At 60.2% G+C, this 26,769-nt stretch carries 31 protein-coding genes; 14 read left to right on the top strand and 17 right to left on the bottom strand.

Features of this window, described 5'->3' with window-relative positions:
- Positions 1-19: 19 nt before the first annotated feature.
- From F7R11_RS02995 to F7R11_RS02970, 6 genes are all read right to left on the bottom strand, one after another.
- Positions 20-988 (bottom strand): bestrophin family protein, encoded by a 969-nt coding sequence (locus F7R11_RS02995; RefSeq protein WP_064801085.1) that lies wholly within the window; start codon positions 986-988, stop codon positions 20-22.
- A 168-nt stretch (positions 989-1,156) separates the two neighbouring features.
- Positions 1,157-1,894: an amino acid ABC transporter ATP-binding protein gene (locus tag F7R11_RS02990; RefSeq protein WP_064801083.1), complete on the bottom strand. Its 738-nt coding sequence runs from the start codon at positions 1,892-1,894 to the stop codon at positions 1,157-1,159.
- Positions 1,881-2,534: an amino acid ABC transporter permease gene (locus F7R11_RS02985; protein WP_064801081.1), complete on the bottom strand. Its 654-nt coding sequence runs from the start codon at positions 2,532-2,534 to the stop codon at positions 1,881-1,883. The genes F7R11_RS02990 and F7R11_RS02985 overlap by 14 nt, the downstream gene beginning before the upstream one ends.
- On the bottom strand, positions 2,531-3,256 hold the full coding sequence (locus tag F7R11_RS02980) for an amino acid ABC transporter permease (RefSeq protein WP_064801078.1): 726 nt from the start codon (positions 3,254-3,256) through the stop codon (positions 2,531-2,533). Before F7R11_RS02980 ends, F7R11_RS02985 begins: the two co-directional genes overlap by 4 nt.
- Positions 3,257-3,340: 84 nt before the next feature.
- Positions 3,341-4,168, bottom strand: coding sequence for a transporter substrate-binding domain-containing protein (locus F7R11_RS02975; RefSeq protein ID WP_064801075.1), 828 nt, complete (start codon positions 4,166-4,168; stop codon positions 3,341-3,343).
- Complete coding sequence (locus F7R11_RS02970; protein ID WP_064801073.1) at positions 4,165-4,941, bottom strand: FadR/GntR family transcriptional regulator; 777 nt, start codon at positions 4,939-4,941, stop codon at positions 4,165-4,167. The genes F7R11_RS02975 and F7R11_RS02970 overlap by 4 nt, the downstream gene beginning before the upstream one ends.
- 826 nt (positions 4,942-5,767) lie before the next feature.
- Here F7R11_RS02970 and F7R11_RS02965 point away from each other — a divergent pair.
- The 9 genes from F7R11_RS02965 (at position 5,768) to F7R11_RS02925 (ending at position 13,267) form a co-directional block, all read left to right on the top strand.
- Positions 5,768-6,211 carry a hypothetical protein gene (locus tag F7R11_RS02965; RefSeq protein WP_021196858.1) on the top strand — a complete coding sequence of 148 codons (444 nt, stop codon included), beginning with the start codon at positions 5,768-5,770 and terminating at the stop codon, positions 6,209-6,211.
- Between the two features lie 165 nt (positions 6,212-6,376).
- Positions 6,377-7,942 (top strand): recombinase family protein, encoded by a 1,566-nt coding sequence (locus tag F7R11_RS02960; protein ID WP_064801069.1) that lies wholly within the window; start codon positions 6,377-6,379, stop codon positions 7,940-7,942.
- On the top strand, positions 7,939-8,838 hold the full coding sequence (locus F7R11_RS02955; protein WP_064801067.1) for a ParB/RepB/Spo0J family partition protein: 900 nt from the start codon (positions 7,939-7,941) through the stop codon (positions 8,836-8,838). The genes F7R11_RS02960 and F7R11_RS02955 overlap by 4 nt, the downstream gene beginning before the upstream one ends.
- The gene (locus F7R11_RS02950; RefSeq protein WP_021196861.1) at positions 8,835-9,737 is read left to right on the top strand and encodes a plasmid partitioning protein RepB C-terminal domain-containing protein; all 903 of its coding nucleotides are present in this window, start codon (positions 8,835-8,837) and stop codon (positions 9,735-9,737) included. The genes F7R11_RS02955 and F7R11_RS02950 overlap by 4 nt, the downstream gene beginning before the upstream one ends.
- 284 nt (positions 9,738-10,021) lie before the next feature.
- A complete protein-coding gene (locus F7R11_RS02945) occupies positions 10,022-10,561 on the top strand; it encodes a PAAR domain-containing protein (protein WP_082932755.1) in 540 nt (179 codons plus the stop codon).
- Positions 10,558-11,250, top strand: a complete 693-nt coding sequence (locus tag F7R11_RS02940) for a CHAT domain-containing protein (protein ID WP_064801062.1) — start codon at positions 10,558-10,560, stop codon at positions 11,248-11,250. Before F7R11_RS02945 ends, F7R11_RS02940 begins: the two co-directional genes overlap by 4 nt.
- Positions 11,247-11,576, top strand: a complete 330-nt coding sequence (locus F7R11_RS02935; RefSeq protein WP_031329982.1) for a hypothetical protein — start codon at positions 11,247-11,249, stop codon at positions 11,574-11,576. Before F7R11_RS02940 ends, F7R11_RS02935 begins: the two co-directional genes overlap by 4 nt.
- Positions 11,577-11,831: 255 nt before the next feature.
- Complete coding sequence (locus F7R11_RS02930) at positions 11,832-12,608, top strand: hypothetical protein (RefSeq protein ID WP_021196865.1); 777 nt, start codon at positions 11,832-11,834, stop codon at positions 12,606-12,608.
- A 50-nt stretch (positions 12,609-12,658) separates the two neighbouring features.
- A complete protein-coding gene (locus F7R11_RS02925) occupies positions 12,659-13,267 on the top strand; it encodes a hypothetical protein (protein WP_064801060.1) in 609 nt (202 codons plus the stop codon).
- A 75-nt stretch (positions 13,268-13,342) separates the two neighbouring features.
- On the opposite strand, the gene F7R11_RS02920 is transcribed toward F7R11_RS02925, so the two are convergent.
- A complete protein-coding gene (locus tag F7R11_RS02920; protein ID WP_104577692.1) occupies positions 13,343-13,582 on the bottom strand; it encodes a hypothetical protein in 240 nt (79 codons plus the stop codon).
- On the opposite strand from F7R11_RS02920, the gene F7R11_RS02915 reads away from it, so the two are divergent.
- Positions 13,581-14,696, top strand: coding sequence for a hypothetical protein (locus F7R11_RS02915; protein ID WP_156667234.1), 1,116 nt, complete (start codon positions 13,581-13,583; stop codon positions 14,694-14,696). The genes F7R11_RS02920 and F7R11_RS02915 overlap by 2 nt on opposite strands.
- Before the next feature lie 161 nt (positions 14,697-14,857).
- Positions 14,858-15,352: a hypothetical protein gene (locus F7R11_RS02910; RefSeq protein ID WP_064801058.1), complete on the top strand. Its 495-nt coding sequence runs from the start codon at positions 14,858-14,860 to the stop codon at positions 15,350-15,352.
- A 47-nt stretch (positions 15,353-15,399) separates the two neighbouring features.
- Here F7R11_RS02910 and F7R11_RS02905 read toward each other — a convergent pair whose 3' ends face one another.
- Positions 15,400-15,774, bottom strand: coding sequence for a hypothetical protein (locus F7R11_RS02905; protein WP_064806096.1), 375 nt, complete (start codon positions 15,772-15,774; stop codon positions 15,400-15,402).
- A gap of 808 nt (positions 15,775-16,582) precedes the next feature.
- Here F7R11_RS02905 and F7R11_RS02900 point away from each other — a divergent pair.
- Together F7R11_RS02900 and F7R11_RS02895 are read left to right on the top strand one after the other, a co-directional pair.
- A complete protein-coding gene (locus F7R11_RS02900) occupies positions 16,583-16,798 on the top strand; it encodes a hypothetical protein (protein ID WP_064801053.1) in 216 nt (71 codons plus the stop codon).
- A 96-nt stretch (positions 16,799-16,894) separates the two neighbouring features.
- Entirely contained in the window at positions 16,895-17,128 is a 234-nt protein-coding gene (locus F7R11_RS02895) for a hypothetical protein (protein WP_064801051.1), read from the top strand.
- 277 nt (positions 17,129-17,405) lie between these two features.
- Here F7R11_RS02895 and F7R11_RS02890 read toward each other — a convergent pair whose 3' ends face one another.
- From F7R11_RS02890 to F7R11_RS02865, 6 genes are all read right to left on the bottom strand, one after another.
- Entirely contained in the window at positions 17,406-17,909 is a 504-nt protein-coding gene (locus F7R11_RS02890; protein WP_064801049.1) for a protein-tyrosine phosphatase family protein, read from the bottom strand.
- A gap of 7 nt (positions 17,910-17,916) precedes the next feature.
- Complete coding sequence (locus tag F7R11_RS02885; protein ID WP_064801047.1) at positions 17,917-18,777, bottom strand: Fic family protein; 861 nt, start codon at positions 18,775-18,777, stop codon at positions 17,917-17,919.
- Positions 18,778-18,927: 150 nt separating this feature from the next.
- Complete coding sequence (locus tag F7R11_RS02880; RefSeq protein ID WP_064801045.1) at positions 18,928-20,775, bottom strand: TniQ family protein; 1,848 nt, start codon at positions 20,773-20,775, stop codon at positions 18,928-18,930.
- Positions 20,772-21,758 carry a TniB family NTP-binding protein gene (locus F7R11_RS02875; RefSeq protein ID WP_231973131.1) on the bottom strand — a complete coding sequence of 329 codons (987 nt, stop codon included), beginning with the start codon at positions 21,756-21,758 and terminating at the stop codon, positions 20,772-20,774. The genes F7R11_RS02880 and F7R11_RS02875 overlap by 4 nt, the downstream gene beginning before the upstream one ends.
- Positions 21,755-23,788 (bottom strand): integrase catalytic domain-containing protein, encoded by a 2,034-nt coding sequence (locus F7R11_RS02870; RefSeq protein WP_064801043.1) that lies wholly within the window; start codon positions 23,786-23,788, stop codon positions 21,755-21,757. Before F7R11_RS02870 ends, F7R11_RS02875 begins: the two co-directional genes overlap by 4 nt.
- Positions 23,785-24,555 (bottom strand): hypothetical protein, encoded by a 771-nt coding sequence (locus F7R11_RS02865; protein ID WP_064801041.1) that lies wholly within the window; start codon positions 24,553-24,555, stop codon positions 23,785-23,787. Before F7R11_RS02865 ends, F7R11_RS02870 begins: the two co-directional genes overlap by 4 nt.
- A 248-nt stretch (positions 24,556-24,803) precedes the next feature.
- On the opposite strand from F7R11_RS02865, the gene F7R11_RS02860 reads away from it, so the two are divergent.
- The gene (locus F7R11_RS02860; protein WP_064801039.1) at positions 24,804-25,094 is read left to right on the top strand and encodes a DUF6471 domain-containing protein; all 291 of its coding nucleotides are present in this window, start codon (positions 24,804-24,806) and stop codon (positions 25,092-25,094) included.
- Between the two features lie 73 nt (positions 25,095-25,167).
- On the opposite strand, the gene F7R11_RS02855 is transcribed toward F7R11_RS02860, so the two are convergent.
- Genes F7R11_RS02855 through F7R11_RS02845 form a run of 3 tightly spaced genes read right to left on the bottom strand, consistent with a single transcriptional unit; the run spans position 25,168 to position 26,431 of the window.
- Positions 25,168-25,416 (bottom strand): hypothetical protein, encoded by a 249-nt coding sequence (locus F7R11_RS02855; protein ID WP_064801037.1) that lies wholly within the window; start codon positions 25,414-25,416, stop codon positions 25,168-25,170.
- Positions 25,413-25,661 (bottom strand): hypothetical protein, encoded by a 249-nt coding sequence (locus F7R11_RS02850; protein WP_064801035.1) that lies wholly within the window; start codon positions 25,659-25,661, stop codon positions 25,413-25,415. Before F7R11_RS02850 ends, F7R11_RS02855 begins: the two co-directional genes overlap by 4 nt.
- Positions 25,658-26,431 (bottom strand): hypothetical protein, encoded by a 774-nt coding sequence (locus F7R11_RS02845; RefSeq protein ID WP_064801033.1) that lies wholly within the window; start codon positions 26,429-26,431, stop codon positions 25,658-25,660. Before F7R11_RS02845 ends, F7R11_RS02850 begins: the two co-directional genes overlap by 4 nt.
- Between the last annotated feature and the right edge of the window lie 338 nt (positions 26,432-26,769).

Raw genomic sequence — 26,769 nt, 5'->3', positions numbered from 1 at the left:
CCAGCACGCCAGCGCGATCTCAATCGAAGATGACGCGCTGCCCCGCGCTGCCGCTGGGCAGGCTCGGCTCGCCCATCAGGTCACGCACGGCGTCTTCAATCACGATGGACATGGCGTTGAGCGCAAGGTCGTTGTCTTCGGTGCCGAAAGGCTCTTCGATTTGCGAGGCGATGGCCTCGTGCGCCATGAAGGTGTACGCCACAAACACCGCAAACACCGGCGTGAAAATACCGATGCTCTGCACCAGCCCAAACGGCAGTGCTGCGCAGAAGAAGTACACCGTGCGGTGGATCATGACCGAGTACGCAAACGGCAGCGGTGTTGAAACAATGCGCTCGCACCCGCCGATGGCGTTGGTCAGCTCGGTCAGGCTGCGATCAAACGCCAGCGCGGCATAGCCATCCAACGCACCGGCCTGGCCGTTGTGCTGCGGGTCGCGTTGCGGGTTGCGTTGCGTCCGGCGTTGCACCCACTCGCCCAGCCACAGCGTGAGCATGGCGGGCCGGTAGCGCGCGGCCATCACGCGATCGAGCAGCGGCGCGGGCAGACGGGTGGCCAGGTCTTCACGTGGGTCCGTACGGCGCAACTGGTGGCGCAGCGCATGCGGCACCGCGCTCAGCACCTGCGTGAACTCGCGCACATCGTCTGCGGACACCGCGCCCTGCGGCAACTGCGACGGCAACGTCAGCGCCTGACGCGTGAGCGCACGCGCGCAATTGAGCAACTGGCCCCAGAGCTTGCGGGCCTCCCAATAGCGGTCATAACTGGCGTTGTTGCGAAAGCCCAGGAACACCGCCAGCGCAATGCCGACGAGCGAGAAGGGCGTGGTGCTCAGGTTGACGGAGATGGGCAGCCAATGCGCATGCACCGCCATGGCCACCAGCGAGATACAGAAGATCAGGAACAGGCGCGGCAGAAGCTGCGGCAGAACGGAACCGCGCCATGCAAGCAGCATGCGGAACCAGTGCAGGTGGGGGCGGACAACCATGGTGGGGAAGCAGAGGCGGGAGGGCGGGATTATCGCAGATGGCCTATCGCGCACGGGCTCGACGCCGGGGGCGTGGCATGGCACCCGTTGGGTGATACCCCCGCCCCGCCACAGGCGCCGACTTGCTGTGGTGCTGTGATGGCTAGTGTGGACGCATGGTGCGCAGGCTCACTGCACCGCGCCAATAAACGCCGCCAGCTCCGCCGTCTTGGGGTTGGCAAACACGTCCTTGGCGGGGCCGCTTTCATGGATCAGCCCCTGGTGCATGAACACGAGCTGATCGCCCACATCCCGCGCGAAGCGCATCTCATGCGTGACCATGATCAGCGTCATGCCCTCGGCGGCCAGTTGCTTCACCACGGCCAACACCTCGTTGACGAGCTCCGGGTCTAGCGCAGACGTAATCTCATCGCACAGCAGCACCTTCGGCTGCATGGCGAGTGCGCGCGCAATGGCCACGCGCTGCTGCTGCCCGCCGCTGAGCTGGTCGGGGTACGCATCAAACTTATCGGCCAGGCCCACCTTGGCCATCATCTGGCGCGCGAGGTCATTGGCCTCGGCCTTCTTCATGCCCTTGACCACCACGGGCGACAGCGCCACGTTCTCACCCGCCGTGAGGTGCGGAAACAGGTTGAACTGCTGGAACACCATGCCCACGTTCAAGCGCAGCGCGCGCAACTGCGCGGGCGTGGCCTGCGAGCCCTGGAGCACCGCGTTGTCGACCACGATCTGGCCGTCGTCGATGGCCTCCAGCCCGTTGATGGACCGCAGCAGCGTGCTCTTGCCCGAGCCGCTGCGCCCGATGATGGCGACCACCTGGCCGCTTTCGACGCGCAGGTCCACGCCCTTGAGCACATGGTTGTTGCCGTAATGCTTGTGTACGGCGCACAGATCAACGAGCGGCATAGAGCTTCTTTTCCAGATGAGAGGCACAGAGCGACAGCGGCCAGCACAGCGCGAAATACGCCAGCGCCACCAGCCCATAGATAAGGAACGGCTGGAACGTGGCGTTGGCCAGCACCGAGCCCAGCTTGGACAGGTCTTCAAACCCGATAATGGAGGCCACCGCCGTGCCCTTGACGATCTGCACGGAGAACCCCACGGTGGGCGCGATCGACAGCCGCACGGCCTGCGGCAGCACCACATGCCGCATCTGCTGGAAGTACCCCATCGCCAGGCTGGAAGACGCTTCCCACTGCCCACGCGGAATGGCTTCCACACAGCCGCGCCACACCTCGGCCAGGTAGGCGCTGGTGTACAGCGTCAGGCCGATGGCGGCGGCCGTCCACGGCGACATCTCAAAGCCCGCCATGGATGCGCCGAAGAACACGATGAACATCTGCATGAGCAGCGGCGTGTTCTGGAAGAGCTGGATGTACGCCTTGCTCACGCGCTGCAAGCCGGCGTTGCGACCCACGCGGGCAAACAGCACTATCAAGCCCGCCGTGCCGCCCAGCACAAAGGCCATGAGCGACAGCATGAGCGTGGCGAGCAGCCCTTCCCCCAGCTTGAGGAGAATGGGCAACAGAGGGATGTCGGCGATCATGCTGCGGTCTCCACAGGCGTGGTGGTCACGGTGCGCGCAGCCACCGGCCCGGCCGGCACCCGGCGCACCACGACAAAGCGCTGCCCCACCCACGCCAGCAACTGACGCAGCAGCAACGCCAGCGCAAAGTACAGCGCGGTGACGATCAGGTAGGTTTCAAACGCGCGGAAGTTGCGCGACTGGATGAAGTTGGCGGCAAAGGTCAGATCCTGCGCGGCAATCTGCGAGACCACCGACGTGCCCAGCATCACGATCACGATCTGGCTGCTCAGCGCGGGCCACACCTTCTGCAACGCCGGCCGCAGCACCACGTGCCGGAAGATCGCCCAGCGGCTCATCGCCAACGCATTGGCCGCTTCCAGCTGGCCGCGCGGTGTTTCTTGAATGCCCGCGCGCACGATCTCGGTGATGTACGCGCCCAGGTTGACCACCACCGTCAGCACGGACGCCTGCCACTCGTTGATCTGCACCCCCAGCGAGGGCAAGCCGAAGAACACGAACATCAGCTGGACGAGGAACGGCGTATTGCGGATGGCCTCCACATACACCTTGAACAGCGCGTTGAAGGGCCGGATGCGCCAGGCGCGGCACACGCCCCCGGCCACGCCGATGGCACCGCCCGCCACCGCGCCCGCCGCGGTGAGCGCGAGCGTAAAGCCCACACCCTGCGCCAGCTGGCCGCTGTAATCGAACACCGCGCCAAAGTCGAATTGATAAGCCATAACGAAACTCCACGCGCCAGGCCATGCCCGGGCTCCGCAGCATGCGGGCCCGTGCACGCCTGGCGTGCTGACATGCTTACGGTTTTACAGTTGGGCGGGCAGCGGCATCTTGATCCAGCGCTGCGACAGATCGTTCAGGCGCCCGTCCGTCTTCAGCTTGGTGATGGCGGCGTTCACCTTGTCGAGCAGCGCGGGCTCGCCCTTGGCCACGCCCACATAGCAGGGCGTGTCTTCCACGGGGAACTTCAGGTCGAGCTGGCGCAGCTTCGTGCGCTCGTTCACCGCATTGGCCACGATGTTGCCCACCGTCACCAACTGCACCTGGCCGATCAGGTAGCTCTGCGCGGTGGCGTTGTTGTCTTCATAGCGCTTGATGGTGGCCGAGGCCGGCGCCACGGCCGAGAGGGCCAGGTCTTCCGTCGAGCCGCGCGTCACGCCGATCGTCTTGCCGGCCAGGTCCGCCGGCTTCTTGATCGACGCATCCTTCGGGCCGTACACGCTCTTGGGGAACGGCGCATACGCCTGCGTGAAGTCGATCACCTTGGCGCGCTCGGCGTTCTTGCCCAGGCTGGAGATGACGATGTCCACCTTGCCGGTGGTCAGGAACGGAATGCGGTTGGTGCTGGTGACGGGCACCAGCTCGGCCTTGACGCCCAGCTCCTTGGCGACGAGGTTGGCCATGTCGATGTCATAGCCCTGCAGCTTGAGATCCGGCCCCAGCGAGCCGAACGGCGGAAAGTCATTCGGGATCGCCACGCGGATCACGCCCGCCTTCTGGATGTTGGCCAGCACGTCGGCATGCGCCGGGCGGCCCGGCAGCAACGCGACCACCGCGCTGGCCGCCATGACGGCGTGGAGGAAGGTGCGGCGCGAGGTGTGGTGCAAGCGGGGGAAAGCGGCGATGCGGGTCATTCAAGAACTCCTTCAGAAATCGAGACAGGCGACACAAGGCGAAAGGAAACGGGATCGGCAACCGCGCGATCAGACGCGGCCAGATCGATACCGCTGCGGCGTGCGGATGACAGCAGATGGGCGCGCATGGCTTCTGCACTGGCGGCGGCATCGCCCGCGGCAATGGCCTGCACGATGGCGTCGTGCTCGTGCGCGGGGTGGTCGTCTGCGCCGTTGCGGGCAAACGGCAGGCGCAGGCTGTGGCCGATGGCGTGCTCCAGCTGGCCCGCCATCGCCATCAGGCCCGGGTTGCCCGACAACTGCGCCAGCAGCATGTGAAAGTGCAAATCCGCCTCGGCCGCGCTCAGCAGGTCATTGCGCGCCAGCGCATGGGCCAACTGCTGCTGCAGCCATTGCAGGTGGCGCAGCCCGGCGGCCTGCATGCGCGCGGCGGCCACCGCCGTCCAGCCGGGCTCCAGCACCAGGCGCAGCTCAATCAATTGACGCGGCGACAGCGTGCCCAGCGCGGGCGTGGCAAACGGGCGATGCAGGCGATCGGCACTTGCCCGATCGGCGCCCACCTGCGGGCCGCGCACCACCACGCCCCGGCTGGGCAGGATGTCGACCAGGCCCAGCGTCTCGAGCACCGTGAGCGCCTCGCGCAACGACGCGCGGCTTACGCCCAGGCTTTCTGCCAGCTCACGCTGCGGCGGCAGACGGCTACCGCTGGGGTAAGCGCCGCTCAGGATGCCTTGCTGGAGTGCTTGCGCAACGGAAGAGGGAATGCTGTGCATGGGCCGAAATGGGGGAAAGACACGGTCGTGGTCTGACCGGTCGCCCACGGCTTATGCGAGTTTTGTGCCATGCAGCAAAAAATGGCGTTTGTGCGGGTTGGCGAGGCGTTGGTTGCCTGGGCGATGCCCATGCGTGAGGCGCGCGCTGCCCGATGGGGGCATCGGCGGCTTGGAGTTGGTGCGTGGTGGCACCGATTTGGGACGGCCTGGCATGAACCCAGGCGTTGCGGCACTCTGTGCGGATTCTTCGGGGTCATCGCCGCGGTGTGGCTTCTGCTGGCTGGCGTCGCGATTCGCAGCATCACAGCAGCGCGGGAAGTCCTCCAGAGCGTCGCTCGGCAAGCAAAGACACCATATCTGCGGCGACTGTAGATGGATTCATAACCCGAGAAACTGCCCCTTGTGGGACAAGGCGTTCAAGCCAACGGGGAAGCAAAAGGCGAGAAAAGTCGACGCATAACCCGAGAACTTCCTTCCCCGACCAGCTTCGATGCGCGCGGGAGCGCGCGATGGAACGGAGCCATCCCATCAGCAGCTGTCGCCAAGGTTTGTATTGGCCGCCGCAAGAATTGCGCTTGAAACAAGGCAATTTTAGCAAATTGCACTCGTGAGCGAACCCTCCTTCGATGCACGCCGGCGCTCCGGAAATGTCTAAGTTTCCGCGACTGGCCCGCTATCGCGTCTAGCAAATTGCGATGGTCGTTTGGCGAGGCAGCTACCGAGTTGTCTCCCCCATCTCTACCCCGTCTCAGGCCAGTGATTTCCGTGGCCGGTCGAGACCCACCCGTCCCACCCGCCCATCGCAACCCGGCCTGGAGGGTGGCTTATGAAATCGACCCGCCTATGTCTCGCCTGTGGTAACGCGTTCGTCCCGTTGCCGCATGTTCCTCACCAGCGTTACTGCTCATCGGAGGCTTGCCAGCGTGCTCGCCGGCGCGACTGGCAGAACCACCGGCTCCGCATCGACAAGGACTACCGCGACAACCAAGCCCGGGCGCAAGCGAAATGGCGCGCCGGCCACTCAGGCTATTGGCGCGAGTATCGGGCTGCACATCCGGCGTACCGCGAGCGCAACCGCAGCATGCAGCGGATGCGCAATGCACGGCGGAGTTGCAGGCCGATTGCAAAGATGGACGTCATCGGGCGCCGTTGGCCGCTGGGTTCTGGCTTCTACGTGTTGTCTCATGCGGATGAAAGCCGCGTTGCAAAGATGGACGCGTGGACCGTCCACATCGCCGTGCTGTCTGCGCCGACAGGGCCGCCGGAGTGATTGCAAAGAGATGACGTGATTCTCATTGGCGCCGTGCCTGCTACGCTGGCCTCACCAAAGTTCGTTTTCGAACGCCACCGCCTGATGTGAAATCGTGGCGCGTGAGCATGAGGCCCCACACCCTCGGTGCCTGCCGCGGCCTATGCCTGAGTTGCGGAGTGAAAAATGTCATCCAATACCGCTGCTGCTGCAGTTGGAGCCGGCTCCTCTGGAGGACGGGCGGCGGAGTATGTCCGCATGTCGACTGAGCACCAGCAGTATTCGACCGAGAACCAGCGCGACAAAATCCGCGACTACGCAGCCCGCCGCGGATTCGAAATCGTCCGCACGTATGCCGATGAAGGCAAGAGCGGGCTCCGCATCGATGGGCGCCAGGCGCTGCAGAACCTCATCGCCGATGTGACCAATGGCAAGGCCGATTTCTCGGTCATCCTGGTCTATGACGTGAGTCGATGGGGGCGGTTCCAGGATGCCGATGAAAGCGCGTATTACGAGTACATTTGCCGCCGCGCTGGCATCCAGGTGGCGTACTGCGCCGAGCAGTTCGAGAACGATGGCTCCCCCGTTTCGACCATCGTGAAAGGGGTAAAGCGGGCGATGGCCGGCGAATACAGCCGGGAACTGTCCGCGAAGGTGTTTGCCGGCCAATGCCGCTTGATTGAGATGGGCTTCCGGCAAGGAGGACCCGCCGGCTACGGGCTGCGCCGGGTTTTGGTCGATGAGCACGGTCTCATGAAGGCAGAGCTGTGCCGTGGTGAACGCAAAAGCCTTCAAACCGACCGAGTCGTCCTGATGCCGGGCCCGGACAGCGAGGTGCGAATCGTCAACCTAGTCTACGACTGGTTTATCAATGCGTCGCTGGACGAACATGAAATCGCAGCGCGCCTGAATGGCATGCGTGTGCGGACGGACCTGAACCGGGAGTGGACGCGAGCTACCGTGCGGGAGGTATTAACGAACGAGAAATACATCGGTAACAACGTCTACAACCGGGTGTCGTTCAAACTGAAAAAACTACGCGTGACCAACACACCTGATATGTGGATTCGAAAAGAAGGCGCATTTCAGGGCATTGTGCCGAGCGAAACGTTCTACACGGCGCAAGGGATTATGCGAGCGAGAGCGCGTCGCTACTCAAATGAGGAGCTCATCGAACGACTGCGCAACCTGTACCGGAGCCGCGGTTTTTTGTCCGGCGTCGTAATTGATGAAACGGATGGCATGCCTTCCACATCCGTCTATGTGTACCGCTTTGGCAGTTTGATTCGCGCCTACCAGACGGTCGGTTTTACCCCTGGTCGAGACTATCGATACATTGAAACCAACCGTTTCCTGCGGCAGCTGCATCCGGAAATCATCGCGCAGACGGAGCAGAAAATCGCGGATTTGGGCGGCGCAGTCATACGCGACCCGGCGACCGACCTGCTGACGGTCAATGATGAGTTCACGGCCTGCATCGTACTCGCGCGTTGCCAGGCGCATGAAAATGGCCGAAATCATTGGAAGGTCCGCTTCGACACAAGCCTCCTGCCGGACATCACGGTGGCGGTGCGGCTCGACCAAGCCAACGCATCAGCGCTGGACTACTACCTGCTGCCACGCCTGGATTTTGGACAACCGCGCATTCACCTCGCCGACCAAAATCCAATCGAGTTCGAGAGTTATCGCTTCGACACGCTGGACTACCTCTATGGCATGGCTGCGCGCGCCCGGCTCAGGAGAGTGGCATGAACTCGCAGCAGCTCGGCGAAATCCGGATGGTCCCCGTCGCCCAAATTGAAGTCATCAATCCGCGAGAGCGCAATGGTCGAGTGTTCAAAGAAATCGTCGACAACATCAAGACCATCGGCCTCAAGAAGCCCATCGTGGTCACGCCGCGAGCGACGGCGGGTGGCATCGAGAAATACCTGCTGGTATGCGGTGAAGGACGGTTGAAGGCGTTCCGCTCGCTCGGCGAAGAAACTATCCCAGCACTCGTTGTAAGCGTGAGCGACGAGGACGCGTTCGTCATGAGCCTGACGGAAAACATCGCGCGCAGACAGTGCCGTCCGCTCGAACGGCTGGCCGGCATTCGGCAATTGCAGGACCAGGGATACGCGCCGAAGGTCATTGCCGAAAAGACCGGTCTCACGCCAACTTACGTCCAAGGCATCCTCACCCTGCTGCGCCAGGGTGAAGAGAGACTCGTGGTGGCGGTAGAGAAGGGGCTCGTCCCCTTGAACGCGGCCCTCACGATTGTCGGGGCCGGCAACGACGACGCTGAAATCCAGGCGGCACTCCAGGAGGCCTATGAGTCGGGAAAATTGCGGGGCAAGCAACTGATGAACGCTCGCCGCGTCATCGAGCGCCGAAAGGCACTCGGGCGAAGCGCAGCCCGCAATATGACGCACACGTCCGCCGCGGTCACGACGTCCAGCCTGGTGCGGACGTATGAACGCGAGGTGGAGCGCCAGAAGGCCATGGTGAGAAAAGCCGAGTTCACGCAACAGCGGTTGCTATTTGTGGTCGGCGCCTTGCGACAACTGTTTGCCGATGAGAACTTCGTCAATCTGCTGCGTGCCGAGGGCTTGGCTAGCCTGCCGAAGTACCTTGCCGAGCGCGTCTGGCCCGCCGGAAGTGGCACATGACTGGCATAACTCTCGGGTTCATCCCCGAGCCCTTGTCCGTGCCCGTGGCCAGCATCCTGCCGTCACGCAGAATACCGGCGCCTGTACTGGAATCGCGCAAGTTTCAACAGATAAGAACCTCCATTGCGGAGGTGGGCCTCATCGAACCACTCTCTGTCACGCCTGCAGACCAGTCTTCCGGGCAGCATGTCCTGCTGGATGGGCATCTGCGCTTACTTGCTATTCAGGACCTGGGATACGAGCAGGTGGCCTGCCTTGTGGCTACCGATGACGAGAGCTACACGTATAACAACCGTGTCAATCGCCTGTCGACCATTCAGGAGCACTACATGATACGGCGCGTCATTGACCGAGGTGTCTCGCCTGAGCGATTGGCGAAAGCGCTTTCCGTCGACGTCTCTCAGATTGTAAAAAGGATGTCGTTGCTAGACGGCATTTGCCCAGAAGCCGCCGAACTGCTCGGAGACCGTCAGTTTTCGCCGGAGCTCGTTCGTGCCCTTCGCAAAATGAAGCCCACGCGCCAGGTCGAATGCGTGGAGCTTATGGTGGCAGCGAACAACGTGTCCGTCTCCTATGCCGAGGCGTTGTTGGTGGCCACACCAGCGGCGCGTCTTGTGGAGGGAAAAAAGCCTCACAAGCTGACCGGAGTCAGCCCGGAGCAGATGGCAAAGATGGAGCAGGAAATGAGCAATCTGCAGGGGCAGTACAAGCTCGTGGAACAGACCTACGGTCAAGACGTATTGAATCTGGTGCTTGCGAAAGGGTATCTCGCGAAGCTCCTCGAGAACGAATCGGCGCGGCAGTATGTTGCCCAGCGCCATCCGGATTTGATGGTGGAGTTTGAATCCATCATCGCGACCATTTCTCTCGACCAGCAGCAATCCGGCGTGGTCCTTTAGCCTAGCGTTCGGACCTTCTCGCGAAGGAATTGCCCCGAGGCGGCTTTGACCTGACAGCCAAGCCTCGTGTAGCAGAATGGCCCCAGTCGCCCTGAGTTCTTACTGACGCTTGGGGAAAGCTGCGCCAGCCGTTGAAGATGGGTTCGTGGTTGCCACAGCCCACTTGTAGGTGCTAAGAACAGGTCTGAAGAAGATTCAATTGTCATACACCCCGAGCTGACTCACATTAACGGCCGCCGTTCTCGAGGACGGCAATCATTCCGGCGTTATGGAAGGCGGGGCTTATGTCGCGAGCGTGTGCAGTCGTCGGCGATAGAACGACAACAGGGGGCGTAATAATTACCGGCGGCGGTGGCTCATTCATGACCATCGACGGCAAGTCTGCTGCATTGTGGGGAGACGTCGCAACGTGCCCTGCATGCAAATCGACCGGGAAAATCACAGGGGAAACCTTCCCCATCCAAACCGTCCAGGGTGTTCCCGTCGCCCGACACAACGACCTTGTGCTGTGCAAGTGCCCGAAGAAGCCGCGGGTGATAGCTCCCGGCGTGAACATGGTCGCGGATGAGGTGCACGGCTCTGGTAATTCGGAAACTGCTGGCAGGACTGCGGAGCCGATAGCTTTGGTCACGCACGACTTCGACCAGCGCGCACAGTTGGTCGATGCGGAAACGCAGCAGCCGCTCATAGGCCAACGCTATCGGATGACGTGGTCAGGCGGTACGGTCGAGGGCATCACGAGCGCCTCGGGACATACGATGCTCATCCGCAGCGACCAGGCCGAAACCGCCGAGATTCACGTCTTGACGGACGAAGAGGCATGAGTCCAGTCCACTCCACCGACCTGCTTTTCACGCCCACTGAGGACCGCAACGCCATCAAGGTCGATGTCCCGTCGAAAAGACTCTACTTCTCTATCTACTACTACACCAAGGATGACGCGTTCAAACGTGCCTCCCAGACCAAGGAGCGCGAGATAAAGGGCCGTTCAGACTGGAAACCTGCCCGCGATACCTTCGTGGCCATTGAAGTGCGAACAGAGGCGGATTTCCGTGCCGCATGGGCAAGTGTGATGAAGCAGGCCAAGGACGAGGGCTATGTCGTTGCCGAAGGTCACCTGTTCACCCACGCCAGCAAGCCAAAAGGCGGTCGCGGTGGGCTCGAGTTCGCGGCCATCCCAGGAACCGGCGATGGCACCATTACGCGCGAGGAGGTGTCCCAGCTCGCCAAGCTCCCCTGGCAGAAGGCTGGAGAGCTAATCTTGTACGGTTGCAACACCGGGAGAGCAGGCGAAGGCCGCAGTTGGACTCCGGCACAGGCTTTCGCAGACGCCCAGGGCGTGAAGACCTCCGGCACGACTGGGTACGCATACTTCTCTACGTCCCGCGACAAGCACGTCAAAATCACCGACAGCTCCACCGAGGTCTATCTGCACCCTTACAAGTGGGGTAAGAACGGATATTTTGGGGACGGGGAAGCGATGCCAGACAAAATCTTCACACCAGCGAAATGAAAAATAAGCTATTGGCTCTGATTGCCGCCGCTCCAGCGCTCTTGTCTATCGTGTACGTGCTGTACCGCGCAGCCTTCGTACAGGTCAACCACGTTGGACTGACGCCTCATTTTCTGGACATCTTTTCCGTTGCGTCCGTGGTGCTGGCACTCACCTTTCGACTTGAGCGCCGATGGCTCTGGGCGGTCGTCGTCGTGGCCGCCGCGAACGTGCTGCTCGTCGTGTGGGCGATTGAGACCAACGTCCTGGTCGAGTACGAAGAATGGATTCGGCGTGGCATGCCGGAAAGAGATGCCGGCTTTGGCTTTACTAAGGCGGGGAGTTGATACAAGTGCTGAGGACAACCACATCAGCTATCCCCACAACTCTGCGGTGATAGTCGTCGAACGCCTTGTCTGCGACTTCGATGACCACGTGTAAAAAATGCTGCCTTGTTGGCACCAGAGGAAAGAGCTGCAGTTGGATGGCGAAACTGCAACGCCCCCAACCTCACAGAGGTTCTTACATGGTTGAAATGGGACGCGCTGGACCGGGTTAAGCCTCACCGAGATGCAGACCATCAATTCAAGCGGAAGCTCAGGATGACAAATACCGTTGACCACAAGCGTGAGGATGACGTCGTTGACCGCTTCTCCAGAAGGCTACACAAACGCTTTGGCGAAGTGTTCTCTCGTAACGAGGAGCACCCAAACTTCGCTGCCACACCCCTCGGAGGGCAAGACAAAGCGCTCGCGGACTACTTGCTGGCCGGGAAGGGACGATACTGCTTAATCGAGTTCAAAGCAGATGAGGATGCAGCACTCGCGGAGACCAAGAAACCGCTGCGGCATGCGCTATGCAGAACCTTCCAGAAGCGAGCTGCCACGATGGCACGCGCGGAGGACATTCACTTCATTGGTTGGGGCACGAAGCAGGAACTCCGCGCGCCGAGCCTGCCGCAACCCGAAACGCTCCTGGGAGTATCACTGTCAGCGTACCCTGGAAAGGTATGCCCGTTAATTGGCCATAACGTACGGGCGTCCGCCTTTGAAACGATGACGCAAGATGCATTTATCGACAAATTTATTGATGGCGAGGTCGTCGGCTCAGATGCAAAGCGATTTGATAAATACGTTGGCGAGCTGTTTAAGCTAGCCGAGACCGATGAAAAAAACGGGAAAGATGGCTTCCAAGGAACCGTCTACGTCTTCGTTCCACCATCGGACGGCGCACCCGCCGAACTCCTTTCCATCGAATTCACCGGAATAGAACATCTGTTTCGATTGACCAAAGAGCTAGCCGTCAGCCGGGAGAAGAGCAAAGTCAAGGACCGGGAGAAGACGAAAGATAACGATTTGGGAAAGGGATTTGGGCGCTAGACACCCTTTCCTTGCCGGCACCGCAATGTTCGTCAACGTACGCAACTAACATGGCACTATCGGACCAACCGCAGACGGACCTGCTCACGTCCCTCCAAGAACCGCAGAATCTCGAGCAAGTCTTCAGGAACTTGAGAGACATATCGCGCCTGCTTGCTCGAGATGTGGACAGGCTCGGTGACGAACTGCCACAGTCGGAGCAGCAGCTTCGCCTTGCCGGTGAGTTGGTGGCCAGAGCCCAGTCGGATATTCATGCCTTGCAGCAAAGTGCGAAAAGGCTCGGCGACATATGGGAGCATTCCGAGAGCCTCGCCAAGGTTGTGGGCGCAACCGCAGCCAAGGCGAGCACGGAAACGGTAAACAAGGCTGTGGCAGAGCTGAACACAAAGCTAACTACATCAGTGAATGCAGCAAATGACGCCGCCAACAATCTCCGAAGCGCAATGCGCATGAGCAAGGCGCCCTGGGTCATGGCGATATTCCTGAGCTTCGCACTGGCTATGATTGCCGCCTTTCTTACTTATAAGCTGACAAAGCCCGGCCCCCTCGCTGAGAAAGATATTCAGCGCATGCAATGGGGTATTCTTTTGGAGCGCATGTATCAAAAGGCGAGCCCGAAGGAGCGCGCCGTCTTGGACAAGTTGACTACCAGTGGTTGAGACCGCCAACCACTAGCGCACCACGCAGACCCAAGCGCCAATGTTGGGCTCGGGGCCGGCGCCCTTGCCCCGGTGTCAACGCCCGCCCGCAATATGCCCAAGCTCGGCCAGGACCGTATCTTTGAATACCTCGAAGATAATCCAATTCCTGAACTGAGCGTTCCAATATCCGCGACCTCGGCAAATTGGCTCGACCAGTTGCCGAACGGGCTCGCAGACTGGATGGAATACTGCGATGTTGTTTGCGGGCAATTCACGCACGTGAACCGACACGCCCAGAATAGAAAACGTCCATACTCCGTTTCGTTCGAACATGTTGACCTCCTGTGTTGGTAACGAGGCCAGCCTAGTCAGCACGAGTCATCGAAAACAGTCACCAACAGTGGAAGAAACTGTGCGAGACGGAAATATTTCCATTGAAATCAAAGACGTAGACACTGAAGCGGACCGGACGGATGCGGACGAAAAGCAGGGTGCGATTGACGCGTTCTTGGGCTTTCTCAAACTCCAGGGGAAAGAGACGCAGCCGCTGAGGGTCGCACGTGCGCTCGCGGAAGGCAGCTTGGAAAGACTACATGCTGGCAAAGTCCTGGTTGCCTACAACTCAGTCAACGTCGCTGGGATGGCCGGCCACAACGTGCCACCAGACCGGGCCACCGGCTGGCTCACCAGAAACTGGACCACTCTTGAAAAGCGCCTCGAAGAATGGGAACCCGGCATCCAGGAATTTGCCCGGCAGGCCGGTCTATCCATTTACGCGCGGCCCAGGAAGATTGCTGGCGCAGGTGGCGCTGGAAACAACTCCACGTATGACATCGAATTTCTCGACCTTCCCGCGTCGGATGCCGAGCCGGTTGCACCGGCACCGGGCGGTATCGCTTACGTGCCAGACCTGACATTGAAACCCGCCTTTTGGGTAAAACCGCTCATGCAGACTGGCTTTGCACTCAAGGGATGGCGACGTGTCGCCTTCCTGCTGTACGGCGTCGGCGGGATTGTGGTCATCGGGGCGTTCCTTATCCTGCTGTGGCTCGCGCTGACAACTCAGTCAGCGAGGATACGTACTGGAGACATTGTTACGCTGATTCTGTCCGCTGCTCTGGTCGGATGGCTGGGCTACGAATTACTGAGCCCCTTTTGGAGGCTGATTGATTTGCGCATCATCATGGCTCCCGACTTACTCCTGTCGTTCCGCGACCAACATGTTCAACTTGAGGCAGCAAAAGAACCGGCGGACGACGGCCAGCACGTCCGCGTCATACGGTTGGTGCGGTACTCGGCTCCCTGCCCAAGATGCGGAGAGACGGTCCATCTGCACGACGGTCGACGAGAGTTCCCCGGGCGCCTTGTGGGAAAGTGCGATGAATATCCTGCCGAACATGTGTACTCGTTCGACAGATTCACCAAGACAGGCAAGCCGCTACGATAGGCGCTCTCTCACTACCCCCCCGCGGGACAGATTCCTAGCGCAGATTGCAGCAACGCGCAGGCTCATGTTCAACGTGAAGGAATGCTCAGTTGATGGCCTCGAACGCATCGGAACTCAGCGAAGTTGGCCTTCACGCTCAGCGGCTACTGGACGACTGAAGCATGGCCTTAACCTCGACGCAAATCGGCACCATCGGCGAAAACCTTCTGGTCAACGCCGTCATGAAAGCGAGCGACGGGAGGCTGTCGCCTTTTCAGCCGTACGCTGATGATGACGGGCTGGATGTGCTGTTCTACGACAAGCAGACCGGAAACTCAGTAGCTATTCAACTGAAGTGCCGTACCGTCACGCTGTACAAAGCAGGAACGCGAGAAAGAGGGAACGTCGTTCACTTTGGCGTGCGGCAAGCAACGTTTCGTGCGACACGACACACCTATCTCGTTGCGGCTCTCATCAGCCCCGACTTCTCCAACTTCGAGGCGCTATGGCTAGTACCCATGGAGAGGCTCCCTGAGGTTGCGGGCAATATTTCCGGAAATTGGGTAGTTCGAGCGAATAAGAACCAAGCAACCGCTGACCGGTACTCCGCTTACCGCTGTCCGAGCGTCTCGGAGCTGGCCAGCAAAATCATTGCAGCGTGCGAAAGTCGCGGGTGAGCTGAAAAAACCCTGTTGGGATGGTTGGCGCTGGCGAGGGCTTGGGTCTAGTCGGACCAAACCGCATCAACCTCCCGGAGTAGATGACCACCCAAAATGTAGTCACCCAGCCGCTCCGCTTTTGCCTCGAGCAGTTCCAGCTCACCGGCCGACAATCGGTCCAAATCAAACTGACAGTAGAGATTCCTCTGTCGGAAGGTAGCTTTCACGCGCGCAAGACCAGCAACCAGTGCTGCTGGTGATTTCACGGCGATGCTCTCCTGGCCACGGAACTCCACACGAACGCCAACGGCTCGGCCGAGCCGGCCTAATTCAACAGCATCCTGCCAGCCAGATTCGTAGTCCAATTCGACCACCGCGGCAGCGCTCGTGCCCACCAGCCGTAGCGCCTCCTCGCGACTACCGGCGCGCGCAGCTCTTATCGCCGGTTCATCGTTCCTTGGGCGTCGCCAGCGCGCGCCTACCACCTGTCCCGTCTGCATCATTTTCTTCCCAAATGGGCTCCTGCTTGGTTATTTATCGAGTGAATCACCCTCAGGCCATCCACCACCTCACGGAGATGCCGGAAGCACTTGCGGAGCCGTCTTAGAGATGCATGCGCCGCTTTCCGCGGCAGAGGATTGACTGGATACGCCTGGCCACAGATACTGGATAAATATACAGTAGTTGTGCTCATGGCGGCAGGCAACTTTGCATCCCAAACACCCCACCGAAAGAAGCTGACGTCAGCGGCTCTCCGCGCCATGTGGCAGAGCAATTCCACGCCGGAAGTCCGCGAGTTGCTGTGGGAAATCTATCGACTGCAGGACATTGCGAGGCAGGCGCATGGTGTTCTCACGATTGCCCGGATGTGGGGTATCGATAAGCCGTTCCTTGCGAGATTGAACGCACTGGATTCGGCGTTGTTCGGGGAGCCGTGTCTCTGGGAGCGACCAGTAGATTGGTCCGCAGAAGAAGAACACGCCTTGAAGCGCCTGTCGCGCGGCCGCCGGTAGAGACGGTGGGAACAATCAGAAGATGCCGAGATAAGACCAGGCCAATATGCTCCAAGCCGAGCAGCAGCGGCGGCAGCGGCAGCGGCAGCGGCAGCGGCAGCGGCAGAGCACCGTCTTACCTCACACCTGCGGAGGACATGCCGCTCACGCCTCTGGCACCTAGAATGACCTTACGTGGACCAGACGGTAAGCAGATAGCGAAGCTGACCCTGGTGCACAAAAAGGGAGCACGACGATGGCATCCGAGAACGAAATCGACCTGGGCATCGCACTCCGTAAGTTTCACGAACTCGCGTTAGCGGACGGGGACCTCGGCTACGAGTATTGGTACGGGGTTGGCCAACTGCTCAAGAGAGCGGCGAGCATGCAGACAGAAATCGACGCACTATCGCGAGAGCTTGAAATCTGCCGAGCGAAGCAGCGTGAGCCATTCCGCAGTTCAGAAGAATAGGCCCTGGACTATCGCTATATTTGATATGACGCGGGGCCACGCACGGCCACAGTCATCAATCTGCGCATCATGCTCCCCCGCGCTGCATATACTTTAATGCAAGACGCTAACATGCTGTCCGCCGCGCAGAATGCCGCTGGACAGTGGGGCCGCCCCATCCAACTGATGGGCTTCGGTGATGTGGTCATTGCCGCCTGCGCGGGCGAGGTACGAGCACCAGCGCGCAGGGGACACCGGATTCTGGGGGGCAGTTCTGAGACATCCGGCACGCTGGCGAAGGCAGAGGCGTGGAACGAAAGTCTACCGGGCGAGGCCGGCTCCATACCGTAGTAGTCGGGGCGGCTGAGTGAAGGTGCGTCCCAGGCAATCCAGCCAGGGAGGGCTAAGCTCAGCCTCACCACCCGTAGCCAAACCATCAAGGTATGCATACGTTTTTTGGCTGAACCCTTGTAGGCGCAAACATAGTGAGCCATCTCTCGGTTCAGCCCTACATGCGGAAAGCGCAATGAAGGTAACCCTACGTCCAATCCATAAGCGCCTCGACCACATGCTCGTCCCGGTTAGCCTCTCGCTCATTCCCGCAACAAGACCGCACTGAGCGAATGCTTCAGCGATTGGGCTTTATCCGGACGCGGCGCCCGAAACCATCGCCCATCATCACACGCACGATTGACGGATTTGCCTGCGAAAGGTGCGGCAGTTCTGCATGGAAGCCATATAGCCTATGTAGCGCGACGGCAACCGCGCATGACCTCGAGTACCCGCCCTCGCAGTGAACGACTACAGACCTGATTTCGGCCGGCAGCGATTCGATAAACGAACAAATGGAATATCCCTGCTCTTCAGTGAAGGCGTATGCAAGCTTGCCGCGAGCGCGCTCCGACAAATTCGGATTGAGGAAGTCCACGTCGGCAAAGCTCATGCGCAGCACATGAGCAAAGCCGCCGAGATTTGCCGGTGGGCGCTCAGGTGCAGTGATTGAAATAATGGCAATCGATGGTAGCTGCGGTAGCCTTTCTGCGTCCGTCCTCGATAGCGCAAACACTTGCCTCACACCATCTAGCGGCGGCCTGTACAGCTTGCCAAGGACATCCTGCAGTCGCTGTGCCATACGCACCTCAAATGTCTTTCAGCATCCCGTATTTGCTCACCGAACGACGATAGGTCCACAAGAACAGGTCCACCGCGAGAGCGACATCCTGATACTCATACACGCCCAACATCGCTTGCAAGTAGTCGTCACGGTCAATGCCAAGGAAAGCAAGAGGAGCACAGCCGTGAAGCAACAGCGGGATATTTGCGACCAAGCGGCCTGTGCAGTTGTTGCCATCGTCGAAGGGCTGGAGGTACGCAAGATTTACCCACAAGAAGAAGGCGGCCTCGACCGGATTTTTGATGAGGGCGGCTTTGCCAACAATGGATTTCAGCATTCGCTCCACCTGCTCCGCATCCCGCATTGGCGAGTAGAGCGTCCCCGCAATGCCAAGCTGGCTGTTGCGGATGGCCCCCAACCTTGCACCGTCCGGTACCAGGTCGCGCATAAGCAGCGCGTGCAGATTCTGGACGACCAAGGTCGAAAGGCCCTCACGTAGAACGCAGTCCAGGAGAAACTCGATGGCTGCCCTGTGATTGAGCAGCATCACAGTGTCTATGTCACATCGAGGAGCGCCGCCATTGAGCAATTCCTCTGCGGCGTGCCGGCTGTAGCGATTACCGTCCAGTCGAGATGAGTTCCAAGACAGGTCGATGAGCAGACGCGGAAACGCCCTCTCCCCGTAGCTCCTCGCAGGTTGTGTTTTGCCTTGCCCGCACAGAGCGTAAAGCTCTTCGGCCAGTTCTTGCGGCAAGAGCCAAGCATGGTTGGGAACGTAGCGTTCGACGAAATCCTGCTGGTACGTGGCCGGACCACGCGCAGCCAAAGGGAGGTCAAGCCTGTGCGCAAGCTTGATTCCCGCTGGTGACATATTCCGCTGCAGCATGATTTCCGGTGTCGATAGCGTTCCGCATCTAAAGCCGCGGACCGCAGCAACGAGCCTTTAGGGTCCCCGCGATACGCTCGCCAGTCGGCTCAACTTTGAGCAGATATGTAGGAAAGTGACGTCTCACAGGACCCACGACGGAGCTCTCTCTTAGTGAACGGGCGAAGCGGACACGAACAAGTCCTGGCCCGCCCGTGCGCCGAGCACCGCGAGGCGACACAAGTCGGCAAGACGAATCAGCCCACCACGAACCGCGCCGCCAGGAAGTTGCTTCGCTCCCACCATATCGACGCCAGACAAAAGTTTTGACAGCGCGGAGGACTTGGAGCCGATGCCGCGAGCCAAGTCGGCAAGCGGCACATAGGTTTGCCGGAACGCCAACAGTTGATGCGGCAGCACAACCCGGCACGCCTGGCCTCGCAACACAATGGTCTCCGACTCCAACAGACCCTCGTCTATCCAGTGCGACACGCTCTCCCACTTCCAGCCAGTGAACTTTGAGAGCTGCTGAATCGACATCCCCGCCTCGAGCAGCGGAGTGCCGAAGTACTGCGACACGTCCGTCCTCAGGAAGGACATTTCGCCCAGTGTCCGACCGCGCGCGACGGCTCTCACCTTGCCTCCTGCGATGGCCTGCATCAGCGTCTCGATTGCCCGTCGGTCACCCATGCGCCGGCTCGTCAACTCCGCCCATGTGAGCGTCGAATCATCGGTCACCACAACGGATTGGGCCGACCGCTCCACACGCTCATGTAAATCCGAGATGGAATGGCGCTCGACCGGACCGCCCTTCATTAGGTCTTCGCGCCAGCGAACGTCTGACCGGATTACCCCAGCTGCTTTCATGCGTTCGAGCACGATGGGCGAAACGCCCGCCAGTTCGCAGGCAACGACGTCGGAAATCCACCCGGCGCGTAGTCTCTGGATGCGCTCAACCTCAGCGCATGGAATTTCGAACAGCTGACCACGCGTTCCAGTGCGCCGTGCACGGTGTTCGCACTCGCCCGCGGCAATCGAGTCATGCAGACGTGAAACGCTGACGCCGATAGCCTTTGCAGCATCAGACGCGCGCATGTATCCGGTCGCGTCCTCGGCCATAGCTTTGGCCGAATCCAGGCCCAGGACACAATCGGACTTCCGGGCAGCGACGTCGATGATGATTTGGAGAAGAGGCTCTAGCGTCGTGCCCTGGCAAAGCTTGCGCAGACTGATGTACCAGTCGCCGAGCAACGTGTTCAGCGTGCGGGCATCCTTGCGACCAGCGGCGATGCGCTGCTCGACGTGGGTCTGGAACCCTATTGGCCAATCGGCCAGCAAATCTTCGAGCGGCGAGAGATATTCGACCGCTTCAGTGACGAATTTCGGCAATGCCGCGTTGCGCGGCAACCCGGAACGTGTCGGGTCCGGGTATTGGCAGAGCGTGCGGATGACCTTCATCAGCACGTTGATGTCCATGCCGTGCACAAGCGGCTTGATACTGCCGGACTGCTGCCCGTCGCTCGCAATCAGCGTCGACAGCCACTGCTGTGCGCGGGTCGCCGGCACACGTGGCAGACTGCTCAGGTCGTGACCGCACGAGCACAATCCAATGTAAAGCCGCTCCGGTGAAAGATGCTTCCCGCAAGCGTTGCACTGGTCAACCAGCAGGATTCGATGTTGCGGACACGCCGTGACATAGGTGTGTTCCCAGCAGCTTCGCAGGTAAGGCGATTCAGCCATGCAAGCAGGACACACGGCGTCAGATTGCGCACGGTGCAGACGTCCCCAACCCCGGCAGAGGTTTTCCTGATGTCGGGCAAATTCGGTCCATGCCGGTTCCAGGCCGAGATTGCGGGCGACGTCCTCCGTGCGCGTGAGCAAGGCACGGCGATTCCGCTCGACGCCCGCCGTACTTGCCAGGTCGCGCCAGCTGAAAAGCGCATTATCGGCGGCGAGACGTCGGTAGTAACCCATCCCGGACTCGTCGTTCCTAGGTGCGTTGGCGAGAACAAGGCTCATTGTTTAACTCCGATTTTTTTGCGAACTGGTACCGACGCCGCGTTACTGGTCAGGACGTGGACATATGCCTGTTTCAGCGCCGCCGGCTCCACGCCCGCGTCGTCGATGCCAGAGTCCTGGAATGCCAGTCTGTGCGGTGACCCCGCGTGGCTGACTTCTTCAAGCGCCTTCTGGCAATCAGCGTATGTAATGGCGCGCGGCGCTTCGTGTGCCATCAAACTCGCAAGCTCGCGCATGAAGTCCGCAAGTACCCCTATCAGGCCCCCGGTAAGCAGGTAGCTTTGCTGCGTAAACACGCGGGCGGGCATGTCAATGGGATAGCCAGCCGCAGAGAACAGGCGCGCATAATTCGCGACACATGAGTGGTATGCCGCCATCTGTCCAGCATCGCTTGCGTCGTACGGCAAGAAAATGCGGGCTGGACAAGCCCGGTTGCGCAGCTGTTCATTTGCTGCAAAAAGCCGCTCGAGTCGCGGAATGCCGAACAGAATCAGCGTCATGTCGAGGGTGTCCATCAGCGTCTTGAGCCAGTCGCTGGCCGCGCGCGGAGGCACCCGCGAGCCTTCATCAACGAGGTGCGATATTTCGTCGAAAATCACAACGCGTGTGCGGGCCAGGCGCAGCTGCTCCACCATCAGGTCGAACATCGCGCCCGCCGTCATGCTGCCGGAAACCTGCATGCCCAACGCACGCAGCACACTTTTAGGAAGCAGTTTGGCCGTTGCGGATGGGGGCACCTCAACGAGTAATACAGGTACATGGCGCCGCCCTTCAATGCGGGCTTCAGGGTAGTCACGCGACAGTTTGGCGATGAGGGATGATTTGCCCACACGGCTCGGACCAGGAACGCGAACGATTTTTGGTGCAAAGCCAGCGAGAGCGTCATCGATGCGCCGCTTGAGCGCAGTGAGGTGCTCCATGAACATGAGATGCGGTAGTTCGCATTCCTCAATGTCCTTGCGCAATTGTTGGGCTGGCGTCACAGCAGTTTTTCTCCGGTGTTTCTGTTAACAATGTTCATCGACGGCGCGTCGTCGTATGAGATGACGCCGGACTGAAAATCTTCCGCTGGCAACGACGGATTGGCCGAAGGTGCAAGTCCAAATGGTGCTGCCGCTGAAAGTGGCCGGTCGATGGCCCGCTGGACAGCTGAATTGTCTTTGGCGCGACGCACGGTTTCCCTGTTTTCCTCACGCTTGCCGCGAGCCTTGGGCTTACCGGCTTTCGCGTTTCCGGTGACCGCCTCGTCCAGCTCCCGCTCGAACTGGACCTTTTCGTCCGGGACCGTCCAGTCAGCCATGCCCGAATCGAACCGGTCTTTGGCTTCAGCAAAGGTCCACGCCGGCGTGTCCGGACGAACGTGGTCGTGCGTCAGTGGGACAAGCGGAAGGTCACTTCCCTCGTACACGTACACCTGACGAAAATCGTCGGGGTTGTAAACCACGTGAAGTTGCGCACGGTCGCCGTACTTGGCCAGTAGATACGACTTCGCTTCGCCGTTGTACCTGAACCCATGCTCGAGCGAGATACCCGTCTTGGCGTTCAACGTGCGTATCTGGTGTTCGAAAAGTGCCGCCATCCATTCATGGCGCGGTGGCGGCAGAGTGATGGGTTGTCCCATTTCTTCGGTCTGGTAGGCCAGGCGCTCAAGCGGCGTCTTTCCCTTGACCGAATCGACCAAAAGTTCGTCCCAACGCAGCCGCTCGAGCGGGGTGTTGGCCCAGTCCCTATAGAGCCACCCAACAATCCACTTTTCGAGTGCTTCGACGCTCATCAACTCGTCGCCCAGTGCCTCGGGGTCGCGCTTGCCATCTTTTCCATCGAAGCGCGTGCATCCCGGGAGACGCTGCAGTGCTTCCTTGAGTGACCTGTTCAGGCGCTCGATGAATGGCTTACCTTGAGCTTCCTTTGCTTTGCAGTGCTTGACATCCATTCCTAGTCGCTCGAGTCGGACGATTCTTCCGCCTTTGGTCTCCGGACCATTATCAAAAATGACCTGTGCGGGCGTGCCGTAAATGTTCAGCGCGTGAGCGATGCCAAGCTCCGCGAAGCGGGCTGCCTTGGCGGGCGTCAGATACATCTCGAGGCACAACAGCGAATCCATCTCGCGCGGCGAACCGATGACAAGATGCCATCCCACCGGATACCCGGTGCAGACATCAATTGCCAGAACCAGATAGATGGTCCGGGCGATGCCATGGGGCGTTACTACAACGAACGGCAGGTGCAGAGCATCCTGCTCAATTCGGGCGAACGGAAACGCCGCCCGGATACGTTTCTTTGCATACGATTTACCTGCGACCCTATTGAGCGGGTCCATCCGGTCGTATTCGGAATCGGGGGTCAGCTCATCAATCCTGGCGCACACGAACTTGCGGCTGATGGCGTGGCTGGCAACATGCAAGCCGCGCCGACGAGCCTCACGGTTGACGTAATCCGTCAGGTCGAGGACCGTCCACCTGGATTCCGTGACCAGGAATTGGTCCTGGATGACGTCCTTGACGAATTCGACAAGGTCTTCTGAGTATCTGGCCGTCGCATTGCCTTTATTTTTATCACCCTTGAGAACCGGCAGGCCCAGCAGTTGATTCGTGTGAGCCCGGTACAGGGTTGCGGGCGACGGAAACGGGCAAACAAGTGCCTTGTCTGCGTTTTCCATCAGGTAAGCGTCGCGGGCCAGCGGTATCGCTGCGCTAAACGACAGACCGCGTTGGTCCCGGATGGCATCAATGCGCCGCAGTATGTCGTTCAGCAGGCGGACCTTACTGTGCAAGTCCTGATTGTCGTACTGGGCGGCAATGCTGACGCGCGGCATTCCCTTCCGATGAAGCACCAGACTGCCTTCCGAAATCCGGGCGCTGATGTCATCGTATTTGTCATACCTGGCCTCGCGCTTCTCGGCGTCGAACAGCTGGATGGAGCCAGCATGCAGGCGACCGTCCAGCACCTCGAAGTAGCTGTCAGGTTTGCCGGGCGGCGCCAGCTTGTCTCCAGCGCGCAGGTCGGACATCATGGCCGCAGTTCCTCAATCAAACAGAGGTGGGCCAAGTCACCATATGCGGCTGTCAGTTCCAGCGTGCCGCAAATATGGTTATGCGCGAGGTCAGCCTGAAGAACGCCCCTAGCGAGCAGCGGAGGAATCAGGCCGGTCGGAATCTGGAGTTCGGCGCACAGCGTGCGCTGTAGCACCGGACCCAATTCGCAATAGCGTTCGACCCGGTCGATGATGTCCGGCGTGAGGTATTCGCGAGCACGCGCTATCGCCGGCTTCAACAGCTGCACATTGACGACGACCGGGTGCCGTTCATTCGCAGGCACGACTACCGTGGATAGCGGATAGCAGTTCGCTTCCATGATTTCCCGGGCCCGCTCGACCTTCGCCCAGTACCGACCATCGCCCTCGAAGCCTTGGAGCTTGACCTCGTATGCGCGCTGCAGGCCGTCGACCTGAACGGTGGCAAAGTCTGGTGTGTATTCCGCCTCCCCGGAGCGACCGCCACGCATCCTGCGCGCTTCTGACAGTTCCTCGGGCGTGAACAGCAGCCGCTCTCCGAGCAGGTCGACGGTAAACGGTTGCTGCCTGAAAGAGCGCACTCGCGGGTCAACGCACAGCATATGCGCGACCAGGCGTTCCGCGTCGGACTCGACAGTGATGTGGCCATCGGCCTTTTCGGCATATGTGCCGATGCGAGCCTTGCCATACGTACGGGCCGTAAGCCGGACGCCGGCGTGCGCAGCGCTCTGGCGACTACGGACGCCATAGGACGGTGCGCTCCTCATTTCGCGCCTCCGTCCGGAGTCTGCAATGGGCAGCTAAGCTGGCTGGTCGTCTTGGTTGCAGTTGCGGCCCGTCGGGCCGCCAAACTGCGTTGTAGGGTTATTGTCAGCATTCTGTTCTCGCAAAAAAATGGCTTGCAGAGAACGTGTAGTGCTCCCCCAGATGGAGCCGGTCGTATACGACCGAAATTTACCGTGCGAGAATCGCGGCACCAGAAAAATAGAGGCTCGAACAAGGTCGAGGGGGAACGATGGAAGAACTGCCACACAAGCGTGGTCGGCTGCCGGCTGAGCCGTACGAGCGGTGGGAAGAAGAGGCGAAGGGGCTGGTAGAGGAAGAGATGGCACGGCGCGGCATTCGCTACAAACAGCTTTCGCGGATGCTGGAGGCGCAGGGCATCTACGAGTCGCCGGACCAGATAAACCGCAAAATCAATCGCAGGAGGTTCTCGGCAGCCTTCCTGATTGCCTGCCTGCGTGCGATGGGCGTGGAGACCATCGCACTCGTCCCCTTCAAACCGGGACAGAATATTGGAGGTTAGGCGACTGACTACCCACGTCGCAAAATTCGCCCGCAGCCAGACCAGTTTCATCGCCTGCTCCCGCCATACCCTCTCATAAATAGTCCAAGTTCGGTGGCGAGTTGCCGCGCGCCGAGCCGGTCGTTTCTGTCCGGATTGAATAATTCAGCCGTTCGATAAGAGCCTTTTGTTGCCCGGCCCTGGCTCTACAGTGCTTCATGTGGGCGCCGAGCGGCTCCAGGTTCTGGATGCGTCCGCCCTTGGTTTCGGGGCCGTTATCAACAACAAGTTGCCCAGGTGTGCCACACACATTCATGTCGTGGTCAATGTCGAGTTCGTTCATGGAGTTCCCCTTTCTTCCCGTTGCGCCGCATGACTGAAACGCGGCTTGCCCGCGCGAAGCAGCGTCCGTTTGCCTGCGTAGATGTCGTCATGAATGTCGGTGACCTTGATGCACCGGTCTGCGCGCTCGGCAGCATCGAACACCTTGATGCAGCCCCCACGCGGTTGGGCATCGAGCACCTCCCAGAATGCATGGTGATTTTTTGGCGGAGCAAGGCGGTCGTGGAGGAGCAGCTTAGGAATCATGCTTCGACTCCTTCAAGCAGGCAGAGATGGCCTAGGTTTCCGTACGCCAGGGACAGTTCGAGCGTCCCGCAGATGGTGTGATGAGCGACGTCTCCCGTGAGCACGCCACTGACGAGCGGAACTGGAATCAGGCCTGGTGGGAGTTGAAGGTCTGAGCAAAGCGTGCGAACCGAGACAGAACCCTCTTCACAGCGCTGCATCACGCGCTCAACGAGCTCGTCGGTCAAGTAAGTGCGCGCTTGGTAAGCTGCCTGCTTTAGCACCCGCGAGTTCATCCGCACCGGATGAACGGTATTCGAGGGAAACACCAGGGTGCGCAGGGGATAGCCATTGGCATCCAGAATGAGACGGGCGCGTGCAACCTTGCCCCAGTAGACCCCATCGCCTTCGAACCTCTCGAACTTGACCTCGACGGCGTGATGCAATCCGTCCAGCCATTCAACACTGAAATCAACGGTGTAGAACTTCGCGCCGGGTACATCGCGATGCTTGTGCCAGGCTCCACGCACCGCATCCCGCGTGAACAGCATGCGTTGGTCTATCAGGTCGACGCTAAACGGCTGCGGCTGAAAAGCCCTGACGCGTGGGTCAATCGTCAGCAACTGTGCGACGAAGCGTTCGGCATCGGACTCGACGTTGATGTGGCCGCCAGCTTTTTCGCTGTACGTGCCGAACCTAGCCTTGCCGTATGTTGATGCCGTTTGGCGGATGCCGGTGTTGGCGCCGCTCTGCCGGCCGCGACGGCCATAGGACACAGAAGCGCGACTCACAACGCACCTCGGTCTACTGCGGTCCGTTGGAGAGCGCTCGGAGAACGTCTCGCGACGGGCGCGATGACGCCTGAAAAACCAAGCGGGAACGGGAAATTGAGAGTGCTGTTCCTGTTCAGCATCATGCAGTCATTTGCGGCTTCGACTGCATAACTTACGGACGCGTTTTGGCGAAATATAGGCCTGGTCTGACCGGCGTTACAGCGCCATTCGCGAATATCGCTTGGCGCGCATGGGCTCTTCCTACCGGAATTTTTTTTCGCGTTACACGCCTGTAACGTTAACGTTACGGCGCACTGCTGTCGCGTGCGGAGAGGCAGGAAATTCGCACTGCCGCT

Source organism: Ralstonia insidiosa (assembly GCF_008801405.1).
Classification (GTDB): domain Bacteria; phylum Pseudomonadota; class Gammaproteobacteria; order Burkholderiales; family Burkholderiaceae; genus Ralstonia; species Ralstonia insidiosa.
Note: the sequence above shows the minus strand (reverse complement) of the source record. Positions and strands in the feature narration are given on the sequence as shown.